Here is a 25,588-nt window from a genome sequence, read left to right on the forward strand (position 1 = left end):
ATGGACGTATTATTAACTTATGCGAATGAATGCCTGTCCGCATGAAGAATAAAATCCTTCTTCCTCAGACCGGGTAATTCTTTCATGTTCGCAACCATTTCCAGTATCTATTTTTGCTGTTGGTGTATTTTCAACAGTGCTTTTTTTCTTTGACTCAGACAAACTCAGTACCTCCCTATCCAGACACATAAAGTTATCTATAACCCACATAAACATACAAAATATATAAAACATTTGTATACTAATATGCAATCCCGAATTTATATATAGATATCGAGCATTAAACCCAGAACAAGAGCATTGAACAGGAATCATTGAAAAAGGATCGAACGATAAAATGGGAACTAATTTGAAGGGCGTTATTTTTGATATGGACAACACCCTCTTTGACTTTGTAGAAGCAAAGATGATAGCTTGCACAGAAGTTGTCAGTTTTCTTGGTGCAGGTGACCCGGAAGAGCTGTTCGAGTATTTCCGCAGGGAAACCCATGGTTTTGAAAATCCGGAAAATATCAGGGATTACATGCTTGACAATGGATTTGATCCTGCTGAAAAATACCAGAAATGTGTTACAATATATGAAACCCACAAGATCAATAATATCAAACTCTACCCGGATGTAAGGGAAACTCTGGAAGAACTTAACGAAATCGGACTGTTAATTGGAATTGTCACCGATGCCAACAGCGACAATGCAAGAAAAAGACTTGTAAGAACTGGGCTGGAAGGCATGATACACTCACTTACGGCGCATGATATGACAGGCCAGAAAAAACCAGACCTTGCACCATTCAAATATGCTCTTGGCACTATGGGACTTTTAGCATCGGAAACACTTTTTGTTGGTGACAGTCTGAGAAGGGACATCATGCCTTCAAAGCAACTTGGCATGATGGCGGCGTATGCAGCTTATGGTGACCGCAACAGCGCAATGGACAGGACATCAGGTGATTATGAACCTGACAGAACCCTCAACAACTTCCGCGAGGTTCTGGAAATCGTACTTGAATTCAATGAAAATGACAGAATATGATGTTATTGTTGTAGGCGGAGGACCAATCGGTTCTGTGGCAGCAAGATATGCTGCATTGAATGGCGCAAAAACACTTATTTTAGAAGATCACGCATTCATTGGTACTCCTGTTGGATGTACCGGACTACTGAGTACAAGAGCAGTCAACGAGTGTGAGATCGACCCATCAGACAGTTCCATACTGAATTCTGTAAGAGGCGCTTTTATTCACCCAATGCATGGAGATTGTCTTCCAATTGATGGCAAAAGAACCAAAGCTTACGTTGTTTCCAGAAAGATATTCGACAGAAAACTTGCCGCGAAGGCTGTTGAGGAGGATGTTGACCTGTGGCTGAAATCAAGAGTTACAGGTATTGAAAGGTCACAAAATGAACAGAAGGTTTCCGTTGTTAAGAGCGGTGAAAAGCAGGTTCTGAAAGCAAAAGTCATAATCGGCGCTGATGGTGTCCGAAGTCAGGTTGCAAAATGGTCCGGACTTGGAAACGTAAGCGAAGTGCTTCCGGGAATTCAGGCAGAAGTACCATATCACAGTGATGACACCGATTTTGTGGAGTTGTTTGTCGGTTCACAGGCACCGGGATTTTTCGGGTGGACTGTTCCGGTCAATGAAAGCATATCCCGCGTTGGAATGGCTGTTGACCCGAAATATGGAATGTCGGCACATCGGGTCCTTGAGAATCTGCTTACTAAAAATAAGCATGTAGTTTCAAGATATGGCGGCGGAAAGCTTGACCTTGTAATGGGAGGAATTCCTCTCGGACCCCTTGATAAGACATATACTGACGGTGTGATGATAGTCGGTGATGCAGCAGGACAGGTCAAACCTACATCAGGTGGTGGCATCTATACCGGAGCAGTATGTGCAAAGATTGCCGGTGAAATCGCCGCAAAGGCTGCAGAACAGGAAAATAGCTCTGCACCATTCCTTTCTGAATACGACAAACTTTGGAGGACAAAACTTGGGAAAGAGCTTGCCATGGGAATGAGAATTCACAGGTTTGCAGCAGGACTTGAAGATAAAGAAATTGATGAATTGATAGGTTCTATGAACAATCCTGCCATCCTTGATACCATAACACGTTACGGTGATATGGATCATCCTTCAATACTGATAAAAAAGTTGCTGCACCCATCTAAATCGGTGCATATGTTAAAGATATTCAGGGCTTTTGCAAAAGCTGTACTCTGATAGAAAATTATGTAATAATCACAATCATTTGCCTGCAGCCTAATCTTAATTCATCAGACTTGGGCTAAGCTATATTTACGCTTTTTACAGAATCCAGTTTGAGCAGGTCTTCAATAATGCTTCCCGGAACTTTGGTATCGGTAATTATTGTAAGCTTGGGTTCGTCTATGAAAAACGGATCATCTGATACAGCCTGTCTTATGCTGATGTTATGCTGTGCTATAACTGTGGAGACTTCGGAAATGATTCCCTTATGAGAAGCATCATCAGGAGTAATGATAATAACACCCTGTCCCATGAGAGGAGCTACATCACGGAGAAAAGGAATTGATTTTACGTTCTGGAATATCTTTTTTAGCTGATCATCTGAAAGTATGACCTCTGTTGTGGAATCTACAACACGCCTGTCGACTCCTGCTTCCCTGGCAAGTTGTGTGTGTGCTATCTCTATGGCACCTGAGGTGACCTTTCCCTCATCGTTAACCTGGAAACCACGCTCAAAAAGAAGCTTCAGGACCTTTTGCTGGGCCGGGTATTTCTCAAATTTTCTAAGTAATATACTCCACATATCAACCATGTAATCTTTTAAAATATAAAGATTTAAAGGTTTAGTTCTGTAAGGAGGAATAGGCCATCCTACCGATATATATAGAAACGATATTTTAAGTAGGAGTTCATCCATAGTAAGTTACAATTCAACTCATGAAGATGATAATCCAGAGTGATATGCTTAATTAGAGTGCTAACACTAACTCGTTTCTAAGGCTAACACACACTAATTCGAACTCTGGATTTTTTGAAATTTAAAAAAAGTAGAAATGGAGGTATCAAATGAAAATATACAAAGATTATGACGATCTTCCAAAAATCAAATTACCACTGGGGCAGGAAGTATCTATAAGTGACAGCACTATCAGGGATGGGGCACAGATGCCTGGTATTGTCATGAAAAGTCAGCAGAAGCTTCAGATATACGAGTATCTTCACAAGATCGGAATCGAGAAGCTTGAATCTTTTGTTTATAACGAAAGGGATAGAAAAGCCATCAAGCTCATGATGGACCACGGTTACGAGTTCCCTGAGGTCACAGGTTGGGCACGTGCAAACCCTGCGGATATTGATATGGTCCTGAATATAGACGGCATCGAAGAAACAGGTATCTTGATGTCAGTATCAGACCCACACATCGTTGACAAGATGGGACTGACCCGTGAGACCGCTGAGGAGAAATATCTCAATGCACTACAGTATGCAGTTGACCACGGACTTCGCACCAGGGCTCACATCGAGGATATGACTCGTGCAGACAACTATGATTTCACTTTCCCGCTTATTAAGAAGATAATGGACATTGACCCGGATTGTACAATCCGTATCTGTGATACGATTGGTTTTGGAATTCCATTTATGGATGTTGATGAGCCTTTCGGCATGCCAATGATTACAAAATACCTGAAGGATGAGCTCAATGTGAAAAACATCGAGACACACTGCCACGATGATTTCGGTCTTGCAGTTGCTAATTCCATTGCAGGATACTGGCACGGTGCAAACTGGTCTAACGTGACTTTCCTTGGTATCGGTGAGAGAGCAGGTAATGCAGAAATGGAAAAACTCCTGCTGTTCCTTGCAAGGCGTATCGAAGGCTTTGACAAGTATAACCTTGACTGCCTTGTTGAGTTCTCAAGGTTCATGGAAAGGGAGATAGGTATCCGTATTCCAAGAAACAAGTCTGTTGTGGGTAACAACGTATTCGCTCACGAATCAGGTATCCACTCTGCAGGTGTAATCAAAAATCCATTCACTTACGAGCCATATCCACCTGAGATTGTTGGTGGTAAGAGGATATTCCTCATTGGTGACTCATCAGGCATTGAAGTTCTGAGGTATAAGGTTCAGGAGACACTGAACGAGCTTATGGAAGTAAATATAGAGATAGATAAGAACGACAAGCGTCTGCGGGCAATCCAGACAGAGATCCAGAAACTCTATAACGACGAGAAGAGGGTTTCCTGCATATCCGATGAAGAGGTCATGGCTTACGTGAAAAAGTACTTCATGTTCAACCAGATGGTCAGTAAGGACATGCACCGCAAGGAAGACGATGAGAACGGAGATGTCAGTGAGTCTAGTGGTGTTAACGAGATCAAGCCTCGTATGCACGACACAATTGACTAATTCTTTTTTTGGGGCTGCTGCCCGAGGGTGGCAGCTTAGTGTTTTCTTTTTTTTGGAGAGGGAAATTTCCGCTTTATGTAAGATTCGACGTACTGGTAAAGGATCTATGTTTTGCAACAGCACATTTTGGATACCATAGTATTTCAAATTGTTTTGAAACCGCTATCTTTAAATATAGACGAATGAATTGTATATTAGCGGTTTTGCGAGTAAAGTCCAATACCGTTACAGTGAATTTCTGGATAATAAAATATGGAAATGAGAAAAGATGAAAATCCCGGACTCAAATCCCACGGATATCATTGTCCAGAAATGCCACCAAGATTGCGACTAGCTTGGAAAGCCATGGGAAAACGTGGTTTATCAAAAGTAAAAGGAATATGTTAAAATGATTGACGCAAACGACTATCTTGAAACAGGATTTATTTTTCACGGCCACAGGTGCCCTGCTATGCCACTTGGAATGAGAATCGGAGCTGCTGCTATGAATGCACTTGGCGTTGACAGATCGAAAGATAAAGAGCTCTATCTGATTGCAGAGACAGGAAATGATCATGCAGCAGGATGTTTTGTTGATGGTCTTATGACCATTACCGGTTGTACGTATGGAAAAAGCAATATTGAGAAGACCTACTATGGTAAAATGGCTTTTACACTCATCGATACAATAAATCAGAAAGCAATCAGAGCATACATAAAACCTGAATTCTTTGGTAACATGCTAAAATCCCCATTTGTTGAACAGAGAAAAATAGGTGTACCTCCACAGGACATTGATTCTGAGATCGCTGAACCCCTGATCAACAAAATACTAAGCATACCTGAAGAAAACTTCCTCGTTATCAGTCCGGTTTTCGATTATGCTTTTGAAAAGAAAAAAGGAGTTTTTGATACAGGACTGTGTGAGGAATGCGGTGAACGTACATTTGCTCATAAATTGCAGGATGTTAATGGTAAGATCCTTTGCAAACCCTGTGCTGAAAAATAAGTAATTGATAAAACAGATTATTTGGCGATAGGTGCAATTGCACCAGCCATTTTTACATAATATACTGCTACAAAGTCTGGAGTTGGTCATATGGATGTAATTATAATTGCTGTTATCATCTTTTTTCTAGCTGTTTTATTTTCAATGCTAGGACTTGGGGGTTCCCTTGTATATGTGCCTTTATTTTACTGGCTCGGCATCGATATGCTCATCGCAATACCTACCGCATTGCTTCTCAATGGAATAACTGCCAGTTCAGCGGCAATCACCTATTACAGAAAAAAAATGGTAGACTTGCAAGTGGCAGCTCCATTCGTAGTGACTTCCATCATAGGAGCTCCAATCGGTGCTTACTTTACCAAGTTCGTTTCAACTGAGATACTGCTATGGATACTCAGCATTGTGTTAATCTTTGCCGGAGCACGCATGCTGATTTTTGGAAACAAAGGAGCAAAGAATGTATCAACTAATTTCACGGATAAGAAAAAGAGGTCCATCATTGGTATCGTTCTTGGATTTGTGATAGGTTTTTTTGCGGGACTTCTCGGGCTTGGTGGCGGTGTGTTTATTGTACCGATTTTGATTGCACTTGGGTTTGAGACAAAGCGTGCCTCAGCTACATCAGCTTTCATTGTGTTGTTCTCCTCTTACTCAGGGTTCTTTGGTCACCTGACCACAGGACATCTGGACATGACTCTCATGGCCTATACAGCTATAGCTGCATTCGTAGGAGGACAGGTAGGTTCACATCTAATGCACAGCAAAATGAAATCAGAAACGATCAAACAAATGTTTGGTGTGGTTCTGTGGATAATGGCTATCAAAATAGTTTATGGGTTGATATAATTTTGATTTTGCTAACTCAATTGCAGGTTACTGGCATGGTGCAAACTGGTCCAATGTAACTTTCTTTGGAATCAGTGAGAGAGCAGGTAATGCTAAAATGGAAAAACTCCTGCTGTTCCTTATGAGGCGTGTTGAAGGATTTGACAAGTATAACCTTGATTGCCTTGTTGAGTTTGCCAAGTTCATGGAGAGGGAGATCGGCATAAGGATACCAAGGAACAAGCCAGTAGTGGGTAACAACGTATTCGCACACGAGTCCGGCATCCACACTGCAGGTGTCATCAAGAACCCCTTTACATACGAACCATATCTACCTGAGATAGTCGGTGGAAAGAGGATCTTCCTTATTGGTGATTCATCAGGTATCGAAGTGCTCAGGTTCAAGGTTCAGGAAACTCTCAATGAACTGATGGACGTGAACATCGAGGTAGAAAAGAACGATAAACGTCTCCGTGCCATCCAGGCTGACATCCAGAAACTCTACAACGAGGACAAAAGGGTATCATGTATTTCCGATGAGGAGATACTCGGATACGTCAAGAAGTACTACATGTTCAACCCGATGCTCAGCAAGGACATGCACCGTCAGGAAGAAGAAGAGAACGGTAATTCTTCCGGCACGAAGAGTTCTGAGAAAGATATCAGACCTCGCATGCACGATACCATAGACTGATTTTGTTTTTGGGCTGCTGCCTGTTGGTGGCAGCTATGTGTTTTCTTTTTTAACATTATCATTGACATCTACAACTTAGTTAAGACTTTCATTAAAACTAAAAAATTACCGCCCTCGTTAGATAGAATCGGATAAAAATTCTGTTGAAATCTAATCCTTCATTGAAAATAAAGAGCAATACAATAACCTAAATCATCGCTTTTTTGGAAGTATGGCATAATAATGGCAAAATGATTGAGGAAGCAAATAGTGTTGAATATCAAATAAGCAACAGCAGTCAATATTTACATTCAACTTTAATATTTTGCGTAGACTAATCATAATCTTTTTAAACTAATAATACGCTAGACACAATTATAAATTTCTAGTGGTGGTATATATATTGACTTTGAATGTAATTAACTTTGGTTTTGTAAGAAAATTAACCTCATTTTTTCAGATGCTACTTGTTTTCCTTATAATCCTCTCTTTAATACCGCTGATTCAAACAGCTAAGGCGGAGGATTTACCAGACCTTATTATTGAAAGTATCACACTTGATCCTGCAAGTCCTAAAACAGGCGATACTGTAACCTATACAGTGAGTTACAAGAATCAGGGTCAACTAAGCGCAGGCTCAAGTTTCTATGTCTGCCTGTATGTTGATGACAAATTAATAAAAGACAATTCTGTTGGTGATCTTGCTTCGGGTTCGTCTTCAACCACTACTTTTACCTCTACCATAGGTCGTGATCTGGCAGGTGGTGACCATAGTGCAATAGCTTATGTTGATATGAGGAACAAGGATAGCTATTATGCACGCATCATTGAAAGTTCCGAATCCAACAATCAGTTCTCAAAGACATTTCAGATAACAAAACAGGAACCAGACCTTATTATTGAAAGTATCACACTTGATCCTGCAAGTCCTAAAACAGGCGATACTGTAACCTATACAGTGAGTTACAAGAATCAGGGTCAACTAAGCGCAGGCTCAAGTTTCTATGTCTGCCTGTATGTTGATGACAAATTAATAAAGGACAATTCTGTTGGTGATCTTGCTTCGGGTTCGTCTTCAACCACTACTTTTACTTCTACCATAGGTCGTGATCTGGCGGGTGGTGACCATAGTGCAATAGCTTATGTTGATATGAGGAACAAGGATAGCTATTATGCACGCATCACTGAAAGTTCCGAATCCAACAATCAGTTCTCAAAGACATTTCAGATAACAAAACAGGAACCAGACCTTATTATTGAAAGTATCACACTTGATCCTGCAAGTCCTAAAACAGGCGATACTGTAACCTATACAGTGAGTTACAAGAATCAGGGTCAACTAAGCGCAGGCTCAAGTTTCTATGTCTGCCTGTATGTTGATGACAAATTAATAAAGGACAATTCTGTTGGTGATCTTGCTTCGGGTTCGTCTTCAACCACTACTTTTACTTCTACCATAGGTCGTGATCTGGCGGGTGGTGACCATAGTGCAATAGCTTATGTTGATATGAGGAACAAGGATAGCTATTATGCACGCATCACTGAAAGTTCCGAATCCAACAATCAGTTCTCAAAGACATTTCAGATAACAAAACAGGAACCAGACCTTATTATTGAAAGTATCACACTTGATCCTGCAAGTCCTAAAACAGGCGATACTGTAACCTATACAGTGAGTTACAAGAATCAGGGTCAACTAAGCGCAGGCTCAAGTTTCTATGTCTGCCTGTATGTTGATGACAAATTAATAAAGGACAATTCTGTTGGTGATCTTGCTTCGGGTTCGTCTTCAACCACTACTTTTACTTCTACCATAGGTCGTGATCTGGCGGGTGGTGACCATAGTGCAATAGCTTATGTTGATATGAGGAACAAGGATAGCTATTATGCACGCATCACTGAAAGTTCCGAATCCAACAATCAGTTCTCAAAGACATTTCAGATAACAAAACAGGAACCAGACCTTATTATTGAAAGTATCACACTTGATCCTGCAAGTCCTAAAACAGGCGATACTGTAACCTATACAGTGAGTTACAAGAATCAGGGTCAACTAAGCGCAGGCTCAAGTTTCTATGTCTGCATGTATGTTGATGACAAATTAATAAAGGACAATTCTGTTGGTGATCTTGCTTCGGGTTCGTCTTCAACCACTACTTTTACCTCTACAATAGGTCGTGATCTGGCAAGTGGTGACCATAGTGCAATAGCTTATGTTGATATGAGGAACAAGGATAGCTATTATGCACGCATCATTGAAAGTTCCGAATCCAACAATCAATTCTCAAAAACTTTCCCTATAATAAATATGCAACCGGACCTTATAATTGAAAATATTACACTTGACCCTGCCAATCCTAAAACCGGCGATACTGTAACCTATACTGTTAATTACAAGAATCAAGGTTCTTTAAGTGCAGGTTCAAGTTTCTATGTTTGCTTGTATGTTGATGAAAAATTAATAAAGGACAAGTCTGTCACTGATCTTGCTTCTGGTGCATCTTCTAGTACTACTTTCACCTCTACCATTGGCCGTGACATGGGAAGTGGTAATCATAATGTTGTAGCTTATGTTGATATGCGGAACAAGGACAGTAATTCTGCCCGCATAGCCGAAAGTTCTGAGACCAATAATAAAAAAGACGTGGTCTTCAGTGTTGAGAAAATATATTCCTATGCAAGTTTAATCGTTACTGTACAAGATTCTAGGAACTCTGCTGCCCTGGAAAATGCCGAAGTGCGTTTAAATGGAGAACTTATAGGAAAGACGAGTTCCAATGGCGTGCTAATGGCTGAAATAATTGAAGGAGAAAACTATGTTTTGGGTGTCAATCGATCGGATTATGATTCGAGTGTTCAAACATTCAATTTAGGTTATGATGTAGAAAAAAAAGAAATCAAGGTTTCATTGAAATATGCTAAGGTTCCGGTTCTAATCAGGGTAAAGGATGAGAAAAACCAACCGATAAGCAACGCAAAGATATATTTTGATGATAACGATGTAGGTGTCACTGATATTGATGGAGAGATTACAGGTGAAGCTAAAAAGAATAGCAATGTAATGTTAAAAGTGACTAAAGATGGTTATTATGAAGAAAACTCATTGATTCAGATTGGAACTTCTAAGTCAACACAATTAGTTAAATTGAAACTTGAAGATAAAACGATCCCTAACATCATAATCGATAAAATAGAGATTATTGGAGATGATGACGAAATTTTAGAAGAAGGTGAATCTTTAAAAATGATATATACTGTTACTGACAACAGTGGAGTTACAAAGATAACCTGTGATCTGGATGGAGTTGAAATAGATTCCTATTCATCAAAAGGGACTTATTCAACAATAACCCCTAACCTGAAAATAGGAAATCACAATATTCATTTTGAAGCTGTTGACGATGACGTTAATGCCCATAAGGCTTCAAAAGATTTTCCAATATCTGTTTCGAAAAAAGGTCCGAATGTTGTATTCAAAACAACCAAAAACAATATAGGAATCGGAGAGAATGCAGTTTTTACACTCGGAGTATTGAATCCTATTGGAAATCCAACGATGGATGTGCAACTCATTCTTGAAACCTCTGATGGTGTGTCGGTGTCAGGTAGTTCATTTGCAAAGTCTGGTGCAGGAATGTATACTGCTTCTTATAATATTGAGCCAGGTGATGATATGAAATACATGACATTCAATGTTCAAGGAAACGAAGTTGGTACTTATAAGATAAAGTCTGAAGTGCATTACCATATCCCGGGTGAAGATACTGTAGTTCAGAAAAAAGAAATTAGTCTCCAAGTAAATGATGGAAAGCTCCGTTCCACAGACAAGGATATTGGATCATTGATGAATGTTACAAGTAATCCAATTCCGGGATTTTCAGGAATATTTACTTTGTTTGGATTCTTGCTAGCAATTTTATCTAAGAAAAAAGAGATGTGAATCTTTTTTATTTTAAAGCATACTCCCTCTTCTAGAGGGATAATTTTTTTGATATGATAATTCTAAGGATTGTAAACAACAAAAAAAGACTAATTAAATTGATAATATACTGTTCTTTCAATATGACTGGAGAGTAATAATAAAAGATGGAGACAGAAATGATTACGATGAGACTTTGCAAAAGTGAGATATCGTTGAACAAAGAAATAATTCTGATAAAAAGGATATTTAATATTAAGGCAAAAAGAGATATAATTGGTAATAATATTAAAAAAAACATTAAAATTTCAAATAAAAATGGAGTTAAAGCTAATAATGTCCAGAAAAGAACGATGTAACATATTATAAAATATAATGTGTATAATGGATATTCTAAAAATCTCTTGATAACAACTTGTACATCCCCTTGAAACCCGTTTTTTTCGATGTCAATTGAGCTTGGCATTGCTTCAGAGAATGAAAATATTAATATAATTGTCAGCAAGATATCCTTAAATTTACTCAAATTCAAATTGAGTATAACATTAGTAACATCTATAATTATGAACATTACATTTTTTAGATATATCTTTAAAAGAATAAAGGAATCATTCATAGGATATAGTAAGAATAGTTTATCGGGCAAATCTATATATCCTAATATTAAAAACAAAACAGACGTTATTATTGGCGGAATGAAGGCAGGAGCAGTGCTAATTGCTTGACATGATATCCATTGAAAATATCCAAACTTATGGTTATTCCGATGAATAACATATCCTCCGTGTGAGGTGACTTTGAAATCTTTGACTTCATTCCCAGTGGTCAGTGCAGTGACTGCGTGACTAAGTTCATGGATGAATACTGCCCACCAGTTCATCGAACTAAAAAGTAAGGGATGCTTATGTTGAATACATGATCTACATACATTTGCTCTATTTGACACGATACTTTGAACTATTAACAAAGAAAGAATTACAAAAACAAAAGAAAAGGGAATTACAAGAATATCAATAAAACCCTTTTCTAGATTAACCAACTTTATTCACATCTCATTAATTTGATTTAGTCTTTCGGAACAAAACAAATGCTGAAACACATATCACAGATGACAGGAATGAGAAACCAGGTATTGTTAAGTTTGTTTCAGTAGTCTCTTCAGAAGATTCTTCTTCATCATCTACTGGATCAGGAGTAATTTCATCAGATTTTTCCTTAACAAAGACTGACATTGTCTGTTGAAGCATCATATATTCATCCTTATTGCCTTCGGGATAATATATCACTTGAGACTCTAGTGCTTTTTCACCCAATTCCGTAGATGTAATCTGGATTGATACATGGTTCTCTTGACCGGGTCTGACTGTGAAATGGCCTATATTCTGATTAGACCCACTGCTTGCAAAAGTTGTTGCAGTAACATAAACTCCGCTTGGAGCTTTTATTATTACATCAACATCCAAGTTAACATCATTTGCTGCAGGGTTTATCATTGACAAAGTAATGATTGCCGGGTCTGTTTTTTCTACATAGTTTTTGGTTGAAGTCAGACTTATAGAGGGTGCAAGTCTAAATTTGCCTGAAGAAGTTTCTGTAGTAGTATCTTCAGTAACTGAAGCGTTGTCAGAGTTATCTTCTGCCATTGATAAAGGTACTATAGCTGTGAATAAGATACAAATTAAGCAGAATATTAAAAATTTAAATATATAGTTTCTAATTATACCACCTCATAAAGGATTACACAAGAAAGTCTCTAATAGTTATTATAAGTTTCTAAAATTTTTAACTGCTTAGTTAATATTAAATTACACATAATATAAATAATATTATACATACGCTATTAATTTTCAGCCTATATAAGATTGTAGAAATCATCTAAACTCAAGTATATGTGAGTCAATAAACGTTAGAAAAAGGCTACAAGTTCATGGGTTGTAATCGGAACTTTAGTATACAGTTTAATAAACTGAACAAAATAGGGAACTACATTTCAAATTAACTAGAAGATCACAAAAAAGAAAATTAAGATGAAATTACTTCATCTCAGCTTCTACAAACTTTGCAATTGCATCGTTCATTCCGCTCATCCTCGCATTGCCGCCGAGGTCGTATGTTACATACTTGCCTTCGGAGATGAACTTCTCGGTTGCTGCGAAGATTGCCTTCGACTGCTCGCTCTCGCCAAGGTAGTCAAGCATCCATGCACCTGCAAAGATGTTGCAACTGGGTTTGCCTTGTCCTGTTGAGATGCACTGATTACGATGATACGGAAGAAATCAGCAAATATCGTAAAATTATATAGACATAGAACTTCGGCAGTTATATGGAAACGTTCTTTGATGAAACTCACATCACGAAAACTGACGATTTCATGATAGAAGACGCATCTGCCTTCCTAAACCAAAAGGAAGTGGAAGCTTTAGCTCCCTGATCACATTGATTATTTAGATGCTAAAAAAACCCGGCGCATACCGTGGCTTTACATTTGTTTCCACAATAAAATTAAATGGAATCGATGATCCCATTCAAAGTCGCACTAGGTCTCATGGCCTGTGATCTCAACTCCTCATCCGGAGCGTAGTATCCTTTGAGATCCACAGCTTTGCCCTGAGCTTCTAACAACTCATTGGCGATCTTCTCTTCATTTTCCATCAGAGATTTAGCTACAGGTTCAAAAATCGCTTTTAATTCGCTATCCTTCTCCTGATCAGCCAGAGCCTGAGCCCAATACATTGCCAGATAAAAATGAGATCCTCTGTTATCGATCTCATTCACTTTTCTGGAAGGTGATCTTCCGTTTTCCAGAACCAACTCTGTCGCTTTATCCAGTGTTTCTGCTAAAACCAGAGCTTTAGGATTATCATAACTGTTGCCCAGATGCTCCAGAGAAGCAGCTAAAGCTAGGAATTCTCCCAGGGAGTCCCAACGCAGGTGACCTTCCGATACAAATTGCTGTACGTGTTTGGGTGCTGAGCCGCCAGCACCTGTCTCGAAAAGTCCACCACCGTTCATCAGGGGAACGATAGATAGCATTTTTGCACTGGTTCCAACTTCTAAAATTGGGAAGAGGTCTGTCAGATAATCCCTCAAAACATTTCCAGTCACAGAGATGGTATCTTTGCCTTCTTGAATTCTCTCCAGTGAGAACTTGGTTGCTTCAACAGGAGATTTGATCAATATTTCCAGACCATCGGTATCGTGATCTTTCAAGTATTTGTTCACTTTTTTAATGAGCTGTAAGTCGTGAGCTCTGTTCTCATCTAGCCAGAAGACCGCAGGAGTGCCTGTTGCTCTGGCCCGTTTAACGGCCAGCTTGACCCAGTCCTGAACGGGTGCGTCTTTCACCTGACACATGCGGAAGATATCCCCTTCCTCTACCGGCTGTTCAACGAGTACATTATTATTGTCATCGATAACCTGAACTTTTCCTGTACCGGTCATCTCAAAGGTCTTGTCATGTGAGCCATATTCTTCAGCTTTTTGCGCCATAAGCCCCACATTGGAAACGCTTCCCATTTTTGATGGATCAAAGGCACCGTGTTTTTGACAGAACTCAATAGTTTCCTGATAAACTCCCGAATAAGCGCGGTCAGGAATTACGGCTTTCATATCTTTCAGTTTCCCGTCCGGCCCCCACATGCCACCTGATGAGCGGATCGCTGCAGGCATGGAAGCGTCGATGATAACATCGCTGGGAACATGGAGATTGGTAATTCCCTTATCGGAGTTAACCATAGCCAATGCCGGTCTTTTGGCATACACAGCTTCTATATCTGCTTTGATCTCAGCCTGTTTGTCTTCAGGCAGATTCTGGATCTTTGTATAGAGATCGCCCAGTCCGTTGTTGGGATTTACACCCAATTCTGAAAGCAGATCACCATATTTATCAAATATATCTTTAAAGAAGACCTTAACCACATGACCGAAGATAATAGGGTCGGAAACTTTCATCATTGTCGCTTTCAAATGAACAGAGAATAAGACATCTTTAGCCTTAGCATCTTCTATCTGTTCAGCCAGAAATGCCTGAAGCGCTTTTTTGTTCATAACAGCTGCATCAATGATCTCTCCGGCCTGAAGAGGGGCTTTGTCTTTTAATAGTGTTTTATTACCAGCGTCATCTGTAAAGAAAATTCTGTAATTGGTAGCCTCTTCAATTTCAACAGATTTCTCACTGCCGTAAAAATCTCCGCCGGTCATGCTGGCTACATGGGATCTGGAATCGGACTTCCATTCTCCCATGGAATGGGGATGTTTTTTGGCATAATTCTTTACAGCTTTAGGAGCTCTGCGGTCAGAATTTCCTTCTCTGAGTACCGGGTTAACAGCACTTCCCTTGACAATATCGAATTTCGCTTTGATCGCCTTTTCTTCATCATTAGAAGGATCTTCGGGATAATCGGGCAGATCATACCCTTTAGCCTGGAGTTCTCCGACTGTTGCTTTGATCTGGGGAATTGAAGCACTGATATTGGGTAGTTTGATAATGTTAGCCTGCGGAGTTAAGACCATCTCTCCCAATTCGGAAAGGGCATCAGAGATCTTCTGGTCCTCTGTCAGTCTTTCGGGAAACTGGGCAATGATCCTTCCCGCCAGGGAGATATCCCTTGTTTCCATAGTGATTCCGGCGTTTTTCACATAAGCCTGTAAAATGGGTAGGAGTGAACTTGTTGCCAAAGCCGGAGCTTCATCGGTTTTAGTATAAATGATTGTAGATTTCTGTGCCATGTTAATCCTTTTCTCTGTAAATTAATATTGCTCAAAATCAATAAGTATTTTAACAAATTGTAATTTTAAAATCGTAAATTATAATATGAACATGAAAATTCAAATTGCTTTATTGACGACGACATCATATATATTTCATACCCAGAAAGCAAACATACACTAAAAGATAAGGATAAAGATAAGAAGAAAAAAGAAAAATATCTGAAAATGCCCGATATATCAGGCTTTTGCAGATTTTTTAGGTGAATCCGTTACTTTTGCCAGATTCTTTAGTCGCAGAAGCGTCATTGCAAAAATATAAGCAAAGCCTAATATTATAATGAAGATCAGCACAGCTTTCAGACCTGTAACCGTCCCTGAAATAATTACCAGAGCTGCAAGTATCATGATTATCAACTGACCCAGCAGGGACAACAAACTTGATTGGACTTCCCTGTGTTTTAAAAACAATTTCAGGTTCATATGGTTATATAATCCACAATTTGCATATATACCTGACCGCCTACATTTTTAGATAAAAAACTCATATAGTACATTATGACACAGAGTTTTCCCATCACAGACGAGCATATGCATATTGACCCAAGGGCAAAGGGACTGAAAGCTGTCAAAGAGTTCCAGAACGCAGGTGGCACACATATCTTCCTTGTTATGAAACCTAGCTGGACACTTGGCATCAAAGTCACTAAACCGGAAGATCAGATCGCAGTCTTTGAGGAAACGATAGACATCTCAAAACAGATAAACGAAACAGGCGTCACATCATTCCCGGTTCTGGGGGTGCATCCCGCAGAAATAACAAAACTCACCGAATACATGGAACTTTCAAAAGCCGTTGAGACCATGAAAGGCGGACTTGACATTGCAGCCGACTATGTAAATCGTGGGCTTGCAGTAGGTCTTAAAAGTGGAAGACCTCATTATCCGGTCAGCCCTGAAGTATGGGACGCATCTAACGAGGTCATGGAATATGCATTCACACTTGCCAGAGACCTTGACTGTGCCGTACAGCTACACACAGAAGACGTTGGAGAGCCGGAACTAATAGATATTGCAGACCGTGCCAGAAAAACAGGAATAAAAATGTATAAGGTTGTAAAACACTATGCACCACCACTGGTCGATGTGTGCGAAAGACTGGGAATATTCCCCGGTGTACTGGCAGGCAAAGGAGCCATTGAAGAAGCGCTTGAACAGGGAACCCGTTTCATGATGGAAACCGATTATATCGATGACCCTGACAGACCCGGAGCAGTACTAGGTCCGAAAACAATACCCAGAAGAACACTTAAACTTGCAGAGGAGTTCGGCGAAGAACCTTTCTGGAAGATCCATAAGGAAAATCCGGAAAAGGTCTACGAAGTGGATATCGAACTCTGAATATGCCTTTTTACTTTTTTGTATTCAGAACATATCCACCAGAATAATGTATATGTCCATAACATTTGTTCCCGTGGGACCGGTCTTTATCAGGTCACCTGTTTCCTTAAAGAATCCATAGGAATTATTGTTGGAAAGAAACATGCGTGCATCCAGTTGCAAATTTCTTCCACCCTGGACAGTTTCACCGTCAGCAAACGCACCGGCACAGTCTGTAGTTCCATCGTTGCCATCTGTTCCTGCCGCGAGTAAAAGAACATCATTCAGCTCTGCAACCTCTATAGCAAAAGACAATGCCATCTCCTGGCACCTACCGCCTAAACCTTTGCCTTTCATAGTAACAGTTGTTTCACCACCTGCAAGTATACAGGCAGGAAGGGGAAGAGGAGTACCTCTACGACGTTCTTCTCTGGCAATTGCTGCAAAAACCTTGGCAACTTCTTTAGCCTCACCTACAACAGAGGATGTAAGCACCATGGTATTGTAACCCAGTTCAGAAGCCTTTTTCTCAGCTTTCAGAAGTGCAAGGGAATTGTTTCCCACAAGATAATGACTGGCTTTTTCAAAAACCGGTGCTCCTGACCCGGGGGTTTCCTCAATAACACCTTCCAGTCCATCGTCAAGCACACCGGCAACCGCTGGAGATAACGCAATATTATATCTTTCGACGATATCATGAAAATCTACAAAAGAAGATGTATCAGGGACAGTAGGACCTGAAGCTATTACATCAAGAGGATCACCTACAACATCAGAAAGTATCAGGCTGACAGATTCTGAAGGGAAGGCCATTTTTGCAAGACCACCACCTTTTATGGCACACAGGTGTTTTCTTACGACATTAAGCTCATCAATAGTTGCACCGGCACGCATCAGGCTGTCAGTGAGCTTTGCCATATCTGTAAGTGAAACTCCCTTGCGTGGGTATGTTACGAGCGCAGAGCCTCCGCCTGATATGAGGAAAAATATCAGGTCATTAGAATCGGTAGTCTCAAGAAGATTATGGATCATTTTTCCGGCTGCAATACTGTTATCATCCGGCATTGGATGACTTGCTTCAAAAACCCTGATCCTGGAAAGAGGAGCTGCAAATCCTTTTTTAGTAACAGCAATGCCACTTGTAAGAGAATCATCAAGGATCTCTTCCATGGCCTTTGACATTGGTATGGATGCTTTTCCAAAAGCGATAACATAAATATTCGCGTAATGAGAGAGATCGTAAGAGCGGCCATTTATAAATAATTCATTACCATTTTTTTCAAGTGATCTGTAAATACATGCTTTTGGGTCAACTGCCGCAATTGCCTCAGACATAATGGAATATGCATCGTTCCTCATCTTTTCATTCATATAATTCCATCCTGAACTTTTTTATTTTCAGCTTATTAACGACTGTAAGTTCCCATCAGTTCGCCATATGCCAGTACATGTCCACTTATGGCATCTTCAACCAGGGCTCTTTCTGAACCACTTTCCAGATCCAGTTCCGTGTCAAGTGCATACACCTTGAAAAAGTATCTATGGGTTCCGGCAGGTGGGCACGGTCCTATGTATGATAGCTTGCCTGCACTATTTTTACCTTCGATCCCCGGAATACTGTCTTCATCTATCCGAGAGTCTACAGGAATATTCCAGACTACCCAGTGGGTGAATGTACCTATGGTCGCATCGGGGTCATTCATTATCAATAAGAGAGAAACAGCTTCTGTTGGAATGCCGGATATTTCCAGATCTGGATTGATAACCTCACCGTCACATGTATACTTTACTGGTATACCTTCAGCATTTTCAAAGGCTGAACTGGTAACTGTTAGTGTATCGGAAATCATAGTATCATCATCCAGACTGACCGCTGTATCATCTGTGACATCTGCAGCTTTACCACCTGGAACATCAGTAGCTTCTTCCCGGACATCATCTGAACCCGTACAACCCGACAATGCAACAGAAAAAACCACTAAAATTATTATTCCAATTCTTATGATATACTGAGAGTGCATAGTATCACCTGAAAGAATTGATATGAACGCTTAACCCCGGTTATATTTAATATAAGTAATACACTTACTGCCGATTATTTATTGTTTGTGGCATATTCTGAAAAGAGATGGCAGCAAAGCTACCAATATTAGTATTTGGCATTCATTCTTCAGGAATGATTATCCATGCAATGAGATAGATAAGAAGTCCCGTCCCTAGACTAAAAAAAGTGCCCACAGCCCAGATGAGCCTGACAAGTACCGGGTCTATTCCAGTATAAAGACCAATACCACTGCAAACACCTGCAAGTATTCTGTCTTCTTTTGAGCGTCGTAATTCTTTATACATAATTCCTCTTGGAAAGATCAAAGATCACATGTCTTACAGTTGGTTCCACCACATTCAGGGTTCTCAAACTGCCATTTAAGGCCCCACTGCTTAATGTTCTGTAACACATGAAGGAACTCTTCCCCGCTTTCTGTAAGACTGTATTCCGATTTTATAGGGAACACCGAATCATCAATTATCTTGTCAACAAGGCCATGTTCTTCCAATTCCTTCAGCCTTGTGGAAAGTGTCTTTGGAGTCACGTCCTGTAACTTATTTTTAAGCTCATTGAACCTTTTGCACTTGTTCTCACCTTTGTAAAGCTCATGCAAGATGCATAAAGACCATTTTTTGCCGACAATATCGACCGTTTTGTAGATGGTGCAATCTTTCATAGTATCCTATAGGAAACCACCCAATATATAAGTGAGTATCCATAATATACTGTTAATCCAGAAGAGAATTTTGGAAGAAGGAGTGACCAAAATGGCAAAAGACTTACTTGAGAAGGGAGCAATCCTGCAGAGAGATCAGGAAACATATGCAATTGCACCACACCTGCCAGGTGGAGTAGTATCTGCAGAGCAGCTTCGCAAGATCGCTGATGTTGCAGAGAAATATGGGGCTGCAACATTAAAAGTAACTTCATCCCAGAGAGTTGCTATTGTAGGACTGAAAGAAGATGATATCGATGGCGCATGGAAAGACCTTGATATTAAGCCAGGAGCTGCCATTGGACTTTGTGTAAGAAGCGTTAAGATCTGTCCGGGTACTACATTCTGTAAGCGTGGACAGCAGGATTCGGTTGGTCTTGGACTTAAACTCGATGAGAAATACCATGGAATGGAACTTCCATGCAAATTCAAGATGGCTGTTTCCGGATGTGCAAACTCATGCTCTGAACCTGCGATCAAAGACATAGGTATCATGGGAACACCAAAAGGATACACTGTCATGGTTGGTGGCAATGCAGCTATCAAACCAAGGATTGCAGATGTTATTGCAGACGAACTCAGTGAAGATGAAGTTCTTGCACTTGTAGAGAAGATCATTGTATTCACCAAGGCACACGGTTCAAAGCACCGCCTTGGAAGAGTAATCGATGATATCGGACTTGACAAGTTCAAGGAAGAAGTTGGATTATAAATTCAATTTGAGCATTCAGCAGGGGAAAATTCCCCTCTTTTTCTTGTTTATTTATTCATCATAATCATTTCTTAAAAAACGGAGCTGGTATTATCGAAGATGTTAAACCTCCAACAAGGATCGCAGTAATAAGATGCGATATCGTATCAGAAGCATGTCCGGGTGTGGGATGCTTTATGGCATTCAATAAAAGGAGCATGCACTTTAAGGAGTACGACGGGAACGCAGAAATGGTTGCATTCTTCACCTGCGGAGGATGTTCCGGCAGAAGGATTTACCGCCTGCTCAAATCATTAAAAAAACGTGGTGTTGACATAATACATCTAAGTTCATGTATGCAGATGGAAAATTATCCGAAATGCCCACACATCGATGAAATTAAAAAGACAGTACAGGATGCCGGAATTAAGCTTGTTGAAGGAACACATCATTAGAATCAAGAAAATAGCAGGAGAGAGAAAAATGGGAAAGAGACTGATAGTTAAGATAGATGAAGATAAATGTACAGGCTGTGGGAAGTGTGTTTCACCCTGTGCCGAAGGCGCTATACAAATTATAAACGGTAAGGCAAAGGTCGTTGCAGAGGAACTCTGTGACGGAATGGGATTCTGCATAGGAGTCTGTCCTGAAGGTGCCATCACCATTGAGGAAAGAGAAGCTATACCCTTTGACCTGAGAAAAGCCGAATCCCAGCCAAAGACCACTGATGTCTCGATCAAGTGTTTCAGCTGTGGTTGCGGTGAACAGGATAACTATCTCATGCCAGTAAGGCATAACATGGAAAGTCTCTGGGTCTGCACAAGATGCCTGCCAAAACTTATCCACGGATGAGAAAATGGTAAAGGAACTCGTTCTTGAAGGGACTGCAGATTATATCTGTGACTACACTTTCAATTTTTACTGGCACAATAACAGCCTGAATCCAGATTCCCTGATTCCCGGACAGAATGGTGGTACGTTCACATACAGGAACATTGTCAATGAGCTAAAGGCAGGTGGTGATGTCCGGATCACCGGAAATGTCGGGAAGAATTTCGCTTACAGCCTTGGTGCTGATATCAAACACCTTGGAGGAAGCGGGGAAATAGAGAAAGCGGGCCGGATATTCATAGACGGAAATATCGGACCTGAAGCAGGAATGGGAATGGTTTCCGGTACACTGTATGTCAAAGGTGATATAGAATATCCGCTTGGAAATATTGTGGAACTTATAAGCGATGTTCCTGAATACAGGAAATTCCGTTCCATTACAGATGTACTATGCAACGGAAGCGGCAGTGATGAACTCATAGACAATCAGTTAAATGAACCTGAAAGAACATTGATACTCAAAGATGGAATTCCCAGGGGAACCGTGGCTTCAAGATGTCCCTGTGCTTCAAAGGTTATCATTGAAGGCGATGCCTACAACGGTACCGGAATGCTTGCCAGAAAAGCAACTGTTATAGTAAACGGAAATGCCGGGATGAACACAGGTTCTCATCTTAACGGTGGAACTGTTGTTGTCCACGGTGAAGTTGGAGAGTTTGCCGGAGCATACATGAAAGATGGAAAACTGATATTCCTTGACGCTAAAGGTTTCATAGGAGCAGGAATGCAAGGCGGTGCCATCTACAGTAAGAACAAGGCAAAGACCAGCCCTCCCGCTGCAAAATCCAGAATGAAAGGAGAGGACAGCAGTCTTGTGAGGGAATTCATGGATGCCGGAAGGGTTGAATCAATGCTCTACAACAAATATGAACCGGATAAGGAAAAAGAAAAATACGTAGAGGTCCGCATGCGTGACGGTTCGATAGTTATGCGCAAGATAGATGATAGTTGATGCGCAAAAGCGGAAATGGAATATTATGCTTTTTCCAGCATAACCCAGAAAACTGAACCTTTGCCCTGGGGGTTATCCTCAACACCAACACTTCCTTTGTGAATATCAACTATTCTTTTCACGATTGCAAGACCAAGGCCGTTTCCTTTTATACCTTTCTTATCAGCCCTTCTGAACCTGTCAAAAACAAAAGGCTTTGCGTCATCAGGTATGCCGTCTCCCTCATCAGCAATTAATATTTTCCAGGATTTGTCTTCATCCTGAATCGAAATGATAACAGTAGTCCCAGCAGGACTATATTTCAATGCATTTGATACTATGTTGGAAAAAACATCTTCAATCACATCATTGACCCTGGAGAAACAGCCTTCACAAACTTCATATTTGAGATTAATCCCTTTCTTTGAAAACTCTGAGGAAAAACTGTCAACAACCATGTGCAATATCAGACCAATGTCCTGCACTTTTAATTCCATATCTTCATCAGATTCGAGTTTAGCAAGTTTTGCAGCAGAACTTATCATTGCAGTCAGATGGCTAGTCTGCCCACATATCATCTTTAAGGATTCCTTTTTTTCAAGGTCAGTCTCTTCCGCATAAAGCATATCACTGAAACCTTTGATCACATTTACCGGGTTCATCAGGTCATGCCGCATAATATCTGTGAACAGGTCCTTGAGCCTGTTCGATGTTTCAAGTCGTGATTTCTCTTTCTTGTCAAGCATCCAGCGTGAATGAACTGCAAAAAGGACAAAAACCAGGATTATGAATACCAAAATATACCCGTATTGGATGAAAATATCCTTTGGAGTAATTTTTCCGTAATCAACATACAAACCATATCTGAGGTCACGCATCAACCTGTCCACAGAACTGTAATCTGCCGGAACTGTCCAGCCGCTTGCACCAATCGAGATTGCTGCTTCACTATCAACAGGCATTGTTAACAGAGCAACTGCCATGTATTTGGAAATATCATCGGACGTTGATACCGTCTTTGCAAAAACCCAATCAGGGTAAAGTTCAGTACTGACCACTAAAGGATAGCTATCGTATTCTTTCTCATTCAGGATCTTGATATCATCCTGTTCTATAACGCCTTTTGCGATCAGCGATTCCAGAACACCTGTCCTGACGGTACCTGCGTCAACATTTCCTTCAATTACAGAGAGAACAACATTTCTATGGGAATTACCAAACTTTGTCTCACTGAAATCGTTCTCATTGATATCCAAAAGATGGAATTCACCTCTTGCAGCCAGATAACCTCCCAGTGACCTGTAATTGACCCACATGAATGACTTGCCTTCCAGATCCTCTAATGAATTAATATCAGTTCTGCCAGCCCTTGTGAAAATAACACCACCCATACCAACATACGAAGTGTTGTTATACGCTGGCTGGAATGTTGCTATCCTGCCAGCTCCATGAACACGTGCCATTTCCACATATAGCAGAGGATTGCAATAAAAGAAATCAATATGATTGTTCTCTATTTCCTGGGAGAATTCGTCATATTCAAGAGGAACTACCTCAAAACCGGAGCCGGGAATATTATCAGATAGATAATCTTCCACAGGTGCCCATGTCTCTTTAAGACTATCTTTATCTCCGTTTATTGAAAGAACTCCTATCCTGTAAGTCTGTGACTCATCAGACTCACAACTTGCAAGAGGAATAAACAGCATGCTGAAAAAAAGTGTAACCAACATCAATTTAGTAAACAGATGTAGTTTTTCCATATTGTAAACACTCATACCCCCCATAATGTGCAAAAGAGACTATCCTACTTGACATATATATATTTTTGCAAATTATTGCGCATAAATAAAGAAAGATCAATCTGCAACAATGAATTTCAGGAAATTTGTGCCGCTTGATTTACCTTCTACGGGTGCCTGACCCTGTGTTAAAAGAACCAGGTCTCCTGAGTCAATATTTCCCAATCTTTTAAGGGAATCCATAATGGTTACTTCCCATTCATGAACTTTCAATATGACAAATACAGGATATACTGCATACTGCAAAGCTAGCTGTTCACATGTCAGTTCATTACGACTGAATGCAAGTATCCATACATTCGGTCTGAATCTGGAGATCAAACGTGAAGTTTTACCGGATACTGTTGGAGTTATTACATAACGCACAGGTAAGATTCGAATAGCATCATTTACCTGGATGGAAATTACATCCTCTATACCAGGATTCATTTTCTGGATGGCTTTTGTCATCAGTTCAAGTCCAAGAGTGGTATGGTCCCGCCATTTTTCCGTAGACGCTGCAACTGTCGCCATCATTCTTACTGTTTCGGCCGGATATTTGCCTACTGCCGTTTCCCCGGATAGCATAACTGCATCTGTACCATCTATAATTGCATTTGCAACATCCGTAGCCTCAGCTCGTGTAGGACGGATATTACTTATCATAGACTCAAGCATTTGTGTGGCGGTAATCACCGGTTTGCTGAGAAGGTTTGCTTTGTGGATGATCGTCTTTTGAATAATCGGGACATCCTCAATAGGAACCTCTACTCCAAGGTCACCACGTGCTATCATAATAGCATCAGTCTCCTGAAGAATAGAATCAATATTTTTTACTGCCTGGTCGCGTTCTATTTTTGAAACAATAAATGCTGTTTTTCCTTTTGATCCGATATAATTCCGTGCCGCTACAACGTCTTCTTTGGATTCTATAAAGGAAAGACAGAATATGCTAATACCCTCTTTCAGGGCAAAGTCTATTATTTCAAGATCCTTTCCGGTTATCGGACTTACATATATCTTTGAACCGGGCAGATTAATACCTTTTTTAGAGTACAGTGGACCGCCTACTACGACTTTACAATGAATATCCTCATTTTCTATTGATTCACAGTTGAGCTGAATAAAACCATCACTGAGATATATAGGACTGCCAATTGTAACACTATCTGTAATCTGTTTATATTGAACAGGAACAACTGAATCCTTCCCCACTACATCCCTTGTGGTTAGAGTTATCCTGTCATTTTTTTTCAGCATCATCGGCTCATTTTCAATTATCCCAACCCTGATCTTCGGACCAGGAAGATCTGCCATAATTGCGATTACCTGATTTAGTTCATCTGCCGCATCCCTGATCCTCTTGATAAGTTTACGGTGATCATCCATGTCACCATGAGAAAAGTTTAGCCGCGCAACATTCATACCCGCAAGAATGAGTTCCCGGATCATCTCAGGAGATGAAGAAGCGGGACCGATAGTACATACGATCTTTGTTTTGTGATCAGGTAAATTCATACATTATCCCAACTTAAAGATATTCAATAATCAATATAATTGTTCTTATGGAACTGATTAAATCTAGGTCTATTCGGAAGTATTCAATTCAGTATATATAGTGACACTATAGACATATCATA

At 40.2% G+C, this 25,588-nt stretch carries 23 protein-coding genes and 3 pseudogenes; 13 read left to right on the forward strand and 13 right to left on the reverse strand.

The window, feature by feature from the left end; genetic code table 11:
- Window positions 1-12 precede the first annotated feature (12 nt).
- Entirely contained in the window at window positions 13-162 is a 150-nt protein-coding gene (locus RE474_RS03145; protein ID WP_309311534.1) for a hypothetical protein, read from the reverse strand.
- Window positions 163-349: 187 nt separating this feature from the next.
- Between RE474_RS03145 and RE474_RS03150 the strand changes: the two genes are divergently transcribed.
- Together RE474_RS03150 and RE474_RS03155 are read left to right on the forward strand one after the other, a co-directional pair.
- Window positions 350-1,033 carry an HAD family hydrolase gene (locus tag RE474_RS03150; RefSeq protein ID WP_309311535.1) on the forward strand — a complete coding sequence of 228 codons (684 nt, stop codon included), beginning with the start codon at window positions 350-352 and terminating at the stop codon, window positions 1,031-1,033.
- A complete protein-coding gene (locus RE474_RS03155) occupies window positions 1,014-2,222 on the forward strand; it encodes a geranylgeranyl reductase family protein (protein ID WP_309312195.1) in 1,209 nt (402 codons plus the stop codon). The genes RE474_RS03150 and RE474_RS03155 overlap by 20 nt, the downstream gene beginning before the upstream one ends.
- A 64-nt stretch (window positions 2,223-2,286) precedes the next feature.
- On the opposite strand, the gene trpY is transcribed toward RE474_RS03155, so the two are convergent.
- Window positions 2,287-2,790: a TrpY family transcription regulator gene (gene trpY, locus RE474_RS03160; RefSeq protein ID WP_309312196.1), complete on the reverse strand. Its 504-nt coding sequence runs from the start codon at window positions 2,788-2,790 to the stop codon at window positions 2,287-2,289.
- A 263-nt stretch (window positions 2,791-3,053) separates the two neighbouring features.
- On the opposite strand from trpY, the gene RE474_RS03165 reads away from it, so the two are divergent.
- From RE474_RS03165 to RE474_RS03190, 6 genes and pseudogenes are all read left to right on the forward strand, one after another.
- On the forward strand, window positions 3,054-4,400 hold the full coding sequence (locus tag RE474_RS03165; RefSeq protein WP_309311536.1) for a hydroxymethylglutaryl-CoA lyase-like TIM-barrel protein: 1,347 nt from the start codon (window positions 3,054-3,056) through the stop codon (window positions 4,398-4,400).
- A gap of 388 nt (window positions 4,401-4,788) precedes the next feature.
- Entirely contained in the window at window positions 4,789-5,388 is a 600-nt protein-coding gene (locus RE474_RS03170; RefSeq protein WP_309311537.1) for an FmdE family protein, read from the forward strand.
- A 144-nt stretch (window positions 5,389-5,532) separates the two neighbouring features.
- Window positions 5,533-6,234 (forward strand): sulfite exporter TauE/SafE family protein, encoded by a 702-nt coding sequence (locus RE474_RS03175; protein WP_438861585.1) that lies wholly within the window; start codon window positions 5,533-5,535, stop codon window positions 6,232-6,234.
- Window positions 6,230-6,907, forward strand: a pseudogene (locus RE474_RS03180) (homocitrate synthase/isopropylmalate synthase family protein); the annotation flags it as partial. The gene RE474_RS03175 and the pseudogene RE474_RS03180, both read left to right, overlap by 5 nt.
- Before the next feature lie 388 nt (window positions 6,908-7,295).
- A complete protein-coding gene (locus RE474_RS03185; RefSeq protein ID WP_309311539.1) occupies window positions 7,296-10,826 on the forward strand; it encodes a CARDB domain-containing protein in 3,531 nt (1,176 codons plus the stop codon).
- 158 nt (window positions 10,827-10,984) lie between these two features.
- Window positions 10,985-11,164, forward strand: a complete 180-nt coding sequence (locus RE474_RS03190) for a hypothetical protein (RefSeq protein ID WP_309311540.1) — start codon at window positions 10,985-10,987, stop codon at window positions 11,162-11,164.
- A 212-nt stretch (window positions 11,165-11,376) separates the two neighbouring features.
- On the opposite strand, the pseudogene RE474_RS13830 reads toward RE474_RS03190, so the two are convergent.
- The 5 genes and pseudogenes from RE474_RS13830 to RE474_RS03215 form a co-directional block, all read right to left on the reverse strand.
- Window positions 11,377-11,685, reverse strand: a pseudogene (locus RE474_RS13830) (M50 family metallopeptidase); the annotation flags it as partial.
- A gap of 175 nt (window positions 11,686-11,860) precedes the next feature.
- Window positions 11,861-12,448 (reverse strand): hypothetical protein, encoded by a 588-nt coding sequence (locus tag RE474_RS03200; RefSeq protein WP_309311542.1) that lies wholly within the window; start codon window positions 12,446-12,448, stop codon window positions 11,861-11,863.
- Window positions 12,449-12,838: 390 nt separating this feature from the next.
- Window positions 12,839-13,044 (reverse strand): annotated as a pseudogene (locus tag RE474_RS03205) (isocitrate/isopropylmalate family dehydrogenase); the annotation flags it as partial.
- A gap of 263 nt (window positions 13,045-13,307) precedes the next feature.
- On the reverse strand, window positions 13,308-15,533 hold the full coding sequence (locus tag RE474_RS03210) for an NADP-dependent isocitrate dehydrogenase (RefSeq protein ID WP_309311543.1): 2,226 nt from the start codon (window positions 15,531-15,533) through the stop codon (window positions 13,308-13,310).
- A gap of 219 nt (window positions 15,534-15,752) precedes the next feature.
- Complete coding sequence (locus RE474_RS03215; protein ID WP_309311544.1) at window positions 15,753-15,995, reverse strand: hypothetical protein; 243 nt, start codon at window positions 15,993-15,995, stop codon at window positions 15,753-15,755.
- 75 nt (window positions 15,996-16,070) lie between these two features.
- On the opposite strand from RE474_RS03215, the gene RE474_RS03220 reads away from it, so the two are divergent.
- Entirely contained in the window at window positions 16,071-16,913 is an 843-nt protein-coding gene (locus RE474_RS03220) for a TatD family hydrolase (RefSeq protein WP_309311545.1), read from the forward strand.
- A gap of 24 nt (window positions 16,914-16,937) precedes the next feature.
- Here the strand turns inward: RE474_RS03220 and RE474_RS03225 are convergent, their stop codons facing one another.
- The 4 genes from RE474_RS03225 to RE474_RS03240 all read right to left on the reverse strand — a co-directional run bounded on the left by RE474_RS03225 (window position 16,938) and on the right by RE474_RS03240 (window position 19,615).
- Window positions 16,938-18,263 (reverse strand): glycerate kinase type-2 family protein, encoded by a 1,326-nt coding sequence (locus tag RE474_RS03225; protein ID WP_309311546.1) that lies wholly within the window; start codon window positions 18,261-18,263, stop codon window positions 16,938-16,940.
- A 35-nt stretch (window positions 18,264-18,298) separates the two neighbouring features.
- The gene (locus RE474_RS03230; protein WP_309311547.1) at window positions 18,299-18,913 is read right to left on the reverse strand and encodes a YbhB/YbcL family Raf kinase inhibitor-like protein; all 615 of its coding nucleotides are present in this window, start codon (window positions 18,911-18,913) and stop codon (window positions 18,299-18,301) included.
- A gap of 142 nt (window positions 18,914-19,055) precedes the next feature.
- Window positions 19,056-19,241 (reverse strand): PspC domain-containing protein, encoded by a 186-nt coding sequence (locus RE474_RS03235; protein ID WP_309311548.1) that lies wholly within the window; start codon window positions 19,239-19,241, stop codon window positions 19,056-19,058.
- A gap of 17 nt (window positions 19,242-19,258) precedes the next feature.
- Window positions 19,259-19,615, reverse strand: a complete 357-nt coding sequence (locus tag RE474_RS03240; RefSeq protein ID WP_309311549.1) for a winged helix-turn-helix transcriptional regulator — start codon at window positions 19,613-19,615, stop codon at window positions 19,259-19,261.
- 91 nt (window positions 19,616-19,706) lie between these two features.
- Here RE474_RS03240 and RE474_RS03245 point away from each other — a divergent pair, with 91 nt between their 5' ends.
- The 4 genes from RE474_RS03245 (at window position 19,707) to RE474_RS03260 (ending at window position 22,188) form a co-directional block, all read left to right on the forward strand.
- The gene (locus RE474_RS03245) at window positions 19,707-20,366 is read left to right on the forward strand and encodes a ferredoxin-like domain-containing protein (protein ID WP_309311550.1); all 660 of its coding nucleotides are present in this window, start codon (window positions 19,707-19,709) and stop codon (window positions 20,364-20,366) included.
- A gap of 176 nt (window positions 20,367-20,542) precedes the next feature.
- The gene (locus RE474_RS03250) at window positions 20,543-20,800 is read left to right on the forward strand and encodes a CGGC domain-containing protein (RefSeq protein WP_309311551.1); all 258 of its coding nucleotides are present in this window, start codon (window positions 20,543-20,545) and stop codon (window positions 20,798-20,800) included.
- 28 nt (window positions 20,801-20,828) lie between these two features.
- The gene (locus tag RE474_RS03255) at window positions 20,829-21,197 is read left to right on the forward strand and encodes an ATP-binding protein (RefSeq protein ID WP_309311552.1); all 369 of its coding nucleotides are present in this window, start codon (window positions 20,829-20,831) and stop codon (window positions 21,195-21,197) included.
- A gap of 4 nt (window positions 21,198-21,201) precedes the next feature.
- The gene (locus RE474_RS03260) at window positions 21,202-22,188 is read left to right on the forward strand and encodes a GltB/FmdC/FwdC-like GXGXG domain-containing protein (protein WP_309311553.1); all 987 of its coding nucleotides are present in this window, start codon (window positions 21,202-21,204) and stop codon (window positions 22,186-22,188) included.
- A gap of 23 nt (window positions 22,189-22,211) precedes the next feature.
- On the opposite strand, the gene RE474_RS03265 is transcribed toward RE474_RS03260, so the two are convergent.
- On the reverse strand, window positions 22,212-23,954 hold the full coding sequence (locus RE474_RS03265) for a PhnD/SsuA/transferrin family substrate-binding protein (RefSeq protein WP_309311554.1): 1,743 nt from the start codon (window positions 23,952-23,954) through the stop codon (window positions 22,212-22,214).
- Between the two features lie 72 nt (window positions 23,955-24,026).
- Window positions 24,027-25,466, reverse strand: coding sequence for a pyruvate kinase (gene pyk, locus RE474_RS03270; protein ID WP_309311555.1), 1,440 nt, complete (start codon window positions 25,464-25,466; stop codon window positions 24,027-24,029).
- Window positions 25,467-25,588 lie beyond the last annotated feature (122 nt).

The organism is Methanolobus sediminis (assembly GCF_031312595.1).
GTDB classification, from domain to species: domain Archaea; phylum Halobacteriota; class Methanosarcinia; order Methanosarcinales; family Methanosarcinaceae; genus Methanolobus; species Methanolobus sediminis.